The sequence below is a fragment of the Rhizobacter sp. genome (assembly GCA_021153565.1).
In the GTDB taxonomy this organism is placed as follows: domain Bacteria; phylum Pseudomonadota; class Gammaproteobacteria; order Burkholderiales; family Burkholderiaceae_C; genus Albitalea.
Genome location: JAJKJU010000060.1, coordinates 1 through 6163 on the forward strand (window position 1 = coordinate 1; position 6163 = coordinate 6163).

Here is a 6163-nt window from a genome sequence, read left to right on the forward strand (position 1 = left end):
AGCCCCTCCATCGTTCTCCAACCAGGGCGCCAGGGGAACCGCGCCATGTAACCGGCCCCGGACTGGGCGGCAGCACTACCGCGTCAGCGGTTTAGTGCAGCACGAGCTATGGCTGCGCTTTGCGCCTAGATCAGGGGCCTTTTGACGTGCTGCTCGGGCACGCTCGAAAAACTCTCAGCCTCTGCGGCGCCCGCCGCGTCGCGATCCTCGATGAGCTTTACCAAGCTGTGCAGCACGCGATTCACCGGCGTTGCAATGCCGAGCGCCTCGCCCTTGCGCAGCACATATCCGTTGAGATGATCGATCTCGCTGCGCTTGCCACGAGAAAGGTCCTGAGCAGTCGACGAGAACTGCGCAGGCATGGTTCGCGCGATGCGTTCAATGGCCTCCCATACATCCCCGGGCACAATGACTCGAGCCGCTCGCGCCACGGCAAGACACTCCGCCACCACGTCTCGCATCACGTCTTGCACGCCTTCGCCTTGGACGACACGACCATACGGCAGTTGCGAGATGGCCGACAGGGCGTTGTAGGCGCAGTTCAGGATCAGCTTCGACCACAGGGCACCGTCGACGTTGTCGGAGGTTTGCATGGGCACGCCGGCGGTGGCGAACATCGCGATGAGCTCGTCGCTTTTCGACGTGGGGCCGATGACCAGCTCACCCCGTCCGTGGTGTTTGACGTGACCAGGTCCTGCCATCTCTGTGGCGACGTAGACCACCGCCGCGACGACCTCTTGTGCAAGTGCCGCCCGCAAGTGTTCGGCGTTGTCGACGCCGTTCTGCAGGCTGAACACGAGGGCGTCCGGGTCGAGGTGCGGGGCCATGTCGGCTGCGGTGGTCCGGGTGTCCGTCGACTTGACGCAGAAGAGGACGAGCTTCGCGCCGCGAACGGCGTTGGCTTCGGTGCTTGCATTCATCGGCACATGCGTCTGGAAAGTCTGCGTGTCGAGCAACAGACCGTGTCGACGAACGGCTTGCACGTGTTGCGCCCGGCCGATCAAGGTGACGTCGTGTCCCGCACGGGCGAGCATGCCCCCGTAGTAGCAACCGACCGCTCCCGCCCCCATTACCGCAATTTTCATGGCGCAAACCTGAGGAAGTTGATTCGTCGACATCGTAGTGTCGAACGTTCCAACGATTCGGCAGCGCGGGCGACTACTGGCTGTTCGCGAGTGTGGGCTCGCGGGCTTGCGCTTCCCAGCGCTTGGCCGCGTCCACCACCTTGGCGAACGCTTCGCCGTCTTCGAGCAGGGCCTTCTTGGTCTTGGCGTCCAAGGGGCTCTCGATGCCGAATTCATCGCGAGGCATGCGGTCGTCGCGCACGGCCTTCAAGAGGCGTTGAATCTCTCCCGCGGCGTGCACCGGAGTTTGCAGCAGCACGAGGCGCTTGCTCTTGTCTGGGTTGTTGGGCACGTGGCAGGAGTCGCATTGCCCTTCACGAAGGCGCAGCGCGAGTACCTTGTACGAGGTTTCCAGCTTGACGAGATAGGGGTTGTCGGAGCTGAATAGACCGTCGAAGAGCGTGACCTTCGGCTGGCTCTTGCCTTGCGCGTCGGACCACATCCATTGGCCGTCGAATTTTGGCGCTGCCACGGGCTCGCTGATGGCGATGGGCGGCTGCGCTCCCATGGCGGTGAACTGCGCGACCTTGACGCGTCCGGGCGCCGGGTCCCACCACAGGATCACCTCGTTCGCACCTTGATACGTGGCCCATTTCTCGGCGTCGTGCCAGAACGGATATGGGAATTGCCCGGGTGCCAGCCGATTGCGGAACGCTGTCGCGAGCCGAATCTGGAACAGCCCTTCGCCTTCGATGTAGGCGATGGTGTGCTTGCCGTTGAACATGAAGAGTGGCAAGTACATTCCGGTCAGCACGTCTGGCGCGAATTGCGTGAGCGAGGTCGCGGCCAGGGTGGCGTTCGCATTGCGCTGACGGCCCCACAGCACGATGGGATTGAGCTTGTCGCGAAATGCAGAATTGTTGTAGAGGCCCTTTCGGCAGGACTCGAACTCGCTCTGGCTGCCGGGAGCGGCCACAGGGCACAGGTGGGCCAGTTCGTCAGCCAATCCGGCTGCAGCCGCGCGTGCGTCACGCCATTCCTCGGGCGTGGGCCCGGAAGCTGCATTGGTCGAGGCGCTCGCAGCCAACAGAGCGAGCGCGGTCGAGGCGGCCGTGGCCTGCCTCCATATCGAAAACTTCATGGACTCCCCGTCCCCATCAGCCAACAATCCGACCAAAGCGGTCGATCACCACCATCTCCACATACTGAGATCCCTGTGCGTTGTCCGGCGAATACGCGACGCGATAGCCGCCGAGATCAGCGCGAAGATTCGCGAGCGCGTCCTTGATGCGCGCGCGGCTGGTGCCGCCCGCCTTCATGGCGTTTCTGCCCGCTTCCACGGCGACGCGTCCTGCGATGTAGCCCTCAAGCGTCGTCACGCCGAGCGTGGCGCCGGTGCCGAGCGCGGCAAGGTCTTGCTTGCACTGGTTCACCACGCCCACGCCCAGGGCGGTGGGGCGCGGCACCACCAGGCTCATCACGACGCTGCGCCTGGTGGCGGCAACGCCGTCGATCAGGTCTTGCCCCGCGAAGGAAGATGAAAAGTACATGCCGGGGTAATTCGCCCTGTTCATGTGCTCGATGATGGACAGCACAGGCGCGGCGTTGGTGGTGAACAGCACCACGTCGAGCTTGGCGTCCAGCAGTTGCTTCGCCGCCGGCTGCAGCGACTTCGTGTTGCGGTCGATGCCCACCACCACGGCCGGCTGAATGCCCACGGCGTCGAGCGCCTGCGTCATGGCCGACAGGTTGGCCTTCGAGGTGTCCTTGAGGAAAACGTAGCCCACGCGCTGGAACCCGAAGTCCTTCACGTAGCTGACCATGCGCTTGTATTCGACGTCGTAACCGGCGCGCACGTGAATGGCGCCCGTTTGGCCTGCGCCTCGAATGCCCATGTTGCCGCTCGCAGTGCCGATCAGGGCGATCTGGCCCTTCTCGATGGCGGGCATGCAGGCTTCGGCGGCCGCGCCGCTCGTGAGGCCGATCAGCGCCGATGCGCCGTCGTCGATGAGTTTCTTGACGTTCTCTACGCAGCGGTCGCGTGTGCCGCCGTCGTCCAGGGTCACGAGCTCGAACTTCAGGCCCTTGCTGTCATTGCGGTTCGCACCTGCCAATGCGGCGGCGATTCCATCGCGCACGTCGCCGCCATAGCGCGCTTGCGCGCCAGTGAGCGAGGCCGATTGGCCCAGCTTGATGACGGTGCTTTGCGCGAAAGCCAGCGATGGAATGCCGGCTGCGACGCCGGTCCAAAGCGCAGGGGCACCGAGGAGCAGATCACGCCTTTTCATCTCAGTCTCCTTCTCAGCCTACGAGTCGGCCGTAACGATCGATGGCGATCAGGTCCACATAGCGCGAGCCCTGCGAGCTGCCGGCGAACTCCACCTTGTAGCCGCCGAGGTCGCTTCGCAGTCCTGCAAGCGATTCCTTCATGCGTGCCCTGGTGACGCCGCCGGCCTTGATCGCGGATTGCGCCGCATCGATGGCGGTGCGGCCGGCGATGTAGCCTTCAAGCGTTGTCGTGCCCATGCGGGCGCCGTTGTTCAAGAGCGCGAGATCGCGCTGGCATTGCGCCACGACGCTCACGCCCATGGCTGTCGGACGCGGCACCACCATGCTCATCACGCAGCTCTGACGCTTCGCGGTGAGAGTGTCGATGAGGTCCTGTCCCGCGAAGGACGATGCATAGAAAAGGCCGGGGAATTTCCCCCGGTGCATGTGATCGATGATCTTCGCCACAGGAGCGGCATTGGCGGTGAAAAGCACGCAGTCGAGTCGTGCGGCGAGCAGCTCGTTGGCCGCGCCTTCGAAGGACGTTGCGTTGCGGTCGATCGCCACCGAGACCTTGGGCGTGATCGAGAGCGATGACAGGGCCGCGTTCATGGCATCGAGGTTGGCCTTGGAGGTGTCGCCCAGGTAGACGACGCCCACGCGCTGCATCCCGAAGTCCTTGACATAGCTGACCATGCGCCTGTATTCAGCGTCATAGCCGGCGCGCACATGGTAGGTGCCGGTGAGATTCGAGGCCCGGATGCCCATGTTGCCGCTGGCGGTGCCGAGCATCGCGATCTGCGAATCTTCGACGACCGGCAGGCAGGCTTCAGCACCTGCGCCGCTGGTGAGACCGATGAGCGCGACCACGCCCGACTCGGTGAGTGACATCACGTTTTTGAGACAGCGGCTGCGCACGCCGCCGTCGTCGAGCGTCAGCAACTCGTAGCGAACGCCGGTGGCGGCCTCATTCGCGGAAGCCGCGGCGAATGCAGCCGCGATGCCGTTCTGCACATCCTTGCCGTATGCCGCCTGCCCGCCCGTGAGAGAAGCCGACTGCCCCAAGCGAATGACGCGAGCGTTGTTGGCGTGCGCGAATGAAACAGGCAACACGGACGCACCGACCGCGCCCGCGGACGCTGCCAGCATGAAGGATCTGCGTTTCATATTGATTCCCCCCGAACAACACGCCAAGGCGACGTGATATGCCTTTCGGCGCAACTCGAATGAGGTTTGACCAGCGTTGCTCAAACTTACCTGGGAAACAATTGGTTTCTTTCTCCATGCTTGGCGTGATGGAAATGACGTGTGGTACTTCACGCTTGGGCGGAGATGGTTGAAACGCGACCGTGTACAGCGTGTTGCAGTCAGGACGTTTTGTTGCGTCCAGGTGGGCTTGGCGTTCGCATCGTCGTCCGTTCGTATCCGCACGGAAACTGGATGCACTGGCTGATGCAGTGTGGGCAAATGCGTCATCGCTTGCGAGCTGCGCACGGCTCTTACACACTCCCAGTAGCCATACAAGGAGGAACAATGAATAACTCTATGAATCTTCTGCGCCGCAGGCTTCTCGCCGCGGCTGGCCTCGGTGTCCTGAGCCGCACGGCCGTCGCCCAAACGGTCGACCTGCCGCTCGTGAACGGCACGCGCAATCTGGTTGCATACCCTGAGAAGCGGCCTTTGATCGTGCTGACCTCGCGTCCGCCTCAGTTGGAAACGCCGTTCCCCCTCTTCAATGAAGGCATCATCACGTCAAACGATGCCTTCTTCGTCCGTTATCACAACGCGGGCATCCCAACCTCAATCGACGGCGACAAGCACGTCATCAAGATCGGCGGCAATGCGGCGGGGAGATCGTTTGAGCTGACCATGGCGGACTTGCGAACGCAATTCAAGCCCATTGAATACGTGGCTGTGAACCAGTGTTCTGGAAACAGTCGCGGTCACTTCAACCCGCGAGTCACGGGCGGCCAACTGTCCAATGGAGCCATGGGCAATGCTCGCTGGCTCGGCGTGCCGCTGAAGGATGTGTTGGCACGTGCAGAGTTGAAGAACACCGCACGTCAAGTCACGTTCAACGGGCTCGACACGGCGCTCTTCGGCGGCGGCGATTTCGTGAAAGCGTTGGATGTGAATCACGCCATGGATGGTGAAGTGATGCTCGCCTTTCAGATGAACGGTGCCGACATTCCCATGCTCAATGGCTATCCCGTGAAGCTGATCGTGCCGGGGTACTACGGCACCTACTGGATGAAGCACCTCTCTGAGATCGAGGTCATCGATCAGGTCTACGACGGGTTCTGGATGAAGCCGGCGTACCGCGTGCCCGACAACGACTGCGCATGTGTCGAGCCCGGAACGACGCCGGCAGCGACGCGCCCGATCGGCCGCTTCAACGTGCGTTCGTTCATCACCTCGGTGCAGGACGGTGCGAAGTTGCGTGCAGGGCAGCTGACGGTGGTGCGGGGCATTGCGTTCGATGGCGGGCAGGGCATTCGCGAGGTCGCGTATTCGACCGATGGCGGACAAAGCTGGCGCGGGGCGAAGCTGGGCGAGGACATCGGGCGCTATTCATTTCGCGAATTCACATTCGGCTTCACGCCGGAAAGAGGCAGCCACGATCTTCGCGTGCGCGCCTGGAATCGTTCAGGCCAGAGCCAGCCGATGGAGGCCTTGTGGCAGCCTGCTGGCTACATGCGCAACGTCGAGGAGTCGGTCAAGGTCGTCGCTGTCTGAGAGGCTGAGAGTATTTCGATCATGCCCGCTCATCACGCCAAAAGACCCCTGCTCGTCGTTGCAAATGCTCGCCATAGCCCGGGCTATGGCTGCGC

The 6163-nt window shown here is 62.9% G+C and carries 5 protein-coding genes; 1 reads left to right on the plus strand and 4 read right to left on the minus strand.

All coding sequences use genetic code 11. The features are described 5' to 3' along the window. Positions 1 to 125 precede the first annotated feature (125 nt). The 4 genes from AC30NL_RS03910 to AC30NL_RS03925 all read right to left on the minus strand — a co-directional run bounded on the left by AC30NL_RS03910 (position 126) and on the right by AC30NL_RS03925 (position 4499). Positions 126 to 1085 carry a ketopantoate reductase family protein gene (locus tag AC30NL_RS03910; protein WP_489462702.1) on the minus strand — a complete coding sequence of 320 codons (960 nt, stop codon included), beginning with the start codon at positions 1083 to 1085 and terminating at the stop codon, positions 126 to 128. 73 nt (positions 1086 to 1158) lie between these two features. Next, the gene (locus AC30NL_RS03915) at positions 1159 to 2205 is read right to left on the minus strand and encodes a hypothetical protein (RefSeq protein ID WP_489462703.1); all 1047 of its coding nucleotides are present in this window, start codon (positions 2203 to 2205) and stop codon (positions 1159 to 1161) included. A gap of 16 nt (positions 2206 to 2221) precedes the next feature. Then, positions 2222 to 3352, minus strand: a complete 1131-nt coding sequence (locus AC30NL_RS03920) for an ABC transporter substrate-binding protein (protein WP_489462704.1) — start codon at positions 3350 to 3352, stop codon at positions 2222 to 2224. A gap of 13 nt (positions 3353 to 3365) precedes the next feature. Continuing rightward, entirely contained in the window at positions 3366 to 4499 is a 1134-nt protein-coding gene (locus tag AC30NL_RS03925; RefSeq protein ID WP_489462705.1) for an ABC transporter substrate-binding protein, read from the minus strand. A 366-nt stretch (positions 4500 to 4865) separates the two neighbouring features. Between AC30NL_RS03925 and sorA the strand changes: the two genes are divergently transcribed. Continuing rightward, positions 4866 to 6068, plus strand: coding sequence for a SorA family sulfite dehydrogenase catalytic subunit (gene sorA / locus AC30NL_RS03930; RefSeq protein ID WP_489462706.1), 1203 nt, complete (start codon positions 4866 to 4868; stop codon positions 6066 to 6068). Positions 6069 to 6163 lie beyond the last annotated feature (95 nt).

Excerpts from the sequence above, each read along its gene's own strand:
- sorA (WP_489462706.1), top strand. The coding sequence starts at position 4,866 with ATGAATAACTCTATGAATCTTCTGCGCCGCAGGCTTCTCGCCGCGGCT.
- AC30NL_RS03915 (WP_489462703.1), bottom strand. The coding sequence starts at position 2,205 with ATGAAGTTTTCGATATGGAGGCAGGCCACGGCCGCCTCGACCGCGCTC.
- AC30NL_RS03910 (WP_489462702.1), bottom strand. The coding sequence starts at position 1,085 with ATGAAAATTGCGGTAATGGGGGCGGGAGCGGTCGGTTGCTACTACGGG.
- AC30NL_RS03920 (WP_489462704.1), bottom strand. The coding sequence starts at position 3,352 with ATGAAAAGGCGTGATCTGCTCCTCGGTGCCCCTGCGCTTTGGACCGGC.
- AC30NL_RS03925 (WP_489462705.1), bottom strand. The coding sequence starts at position 4,499 with ATGAAACGCAGATCCTTCATGCTGGCAGCGTCCGCGGGCGCGGTCGGT.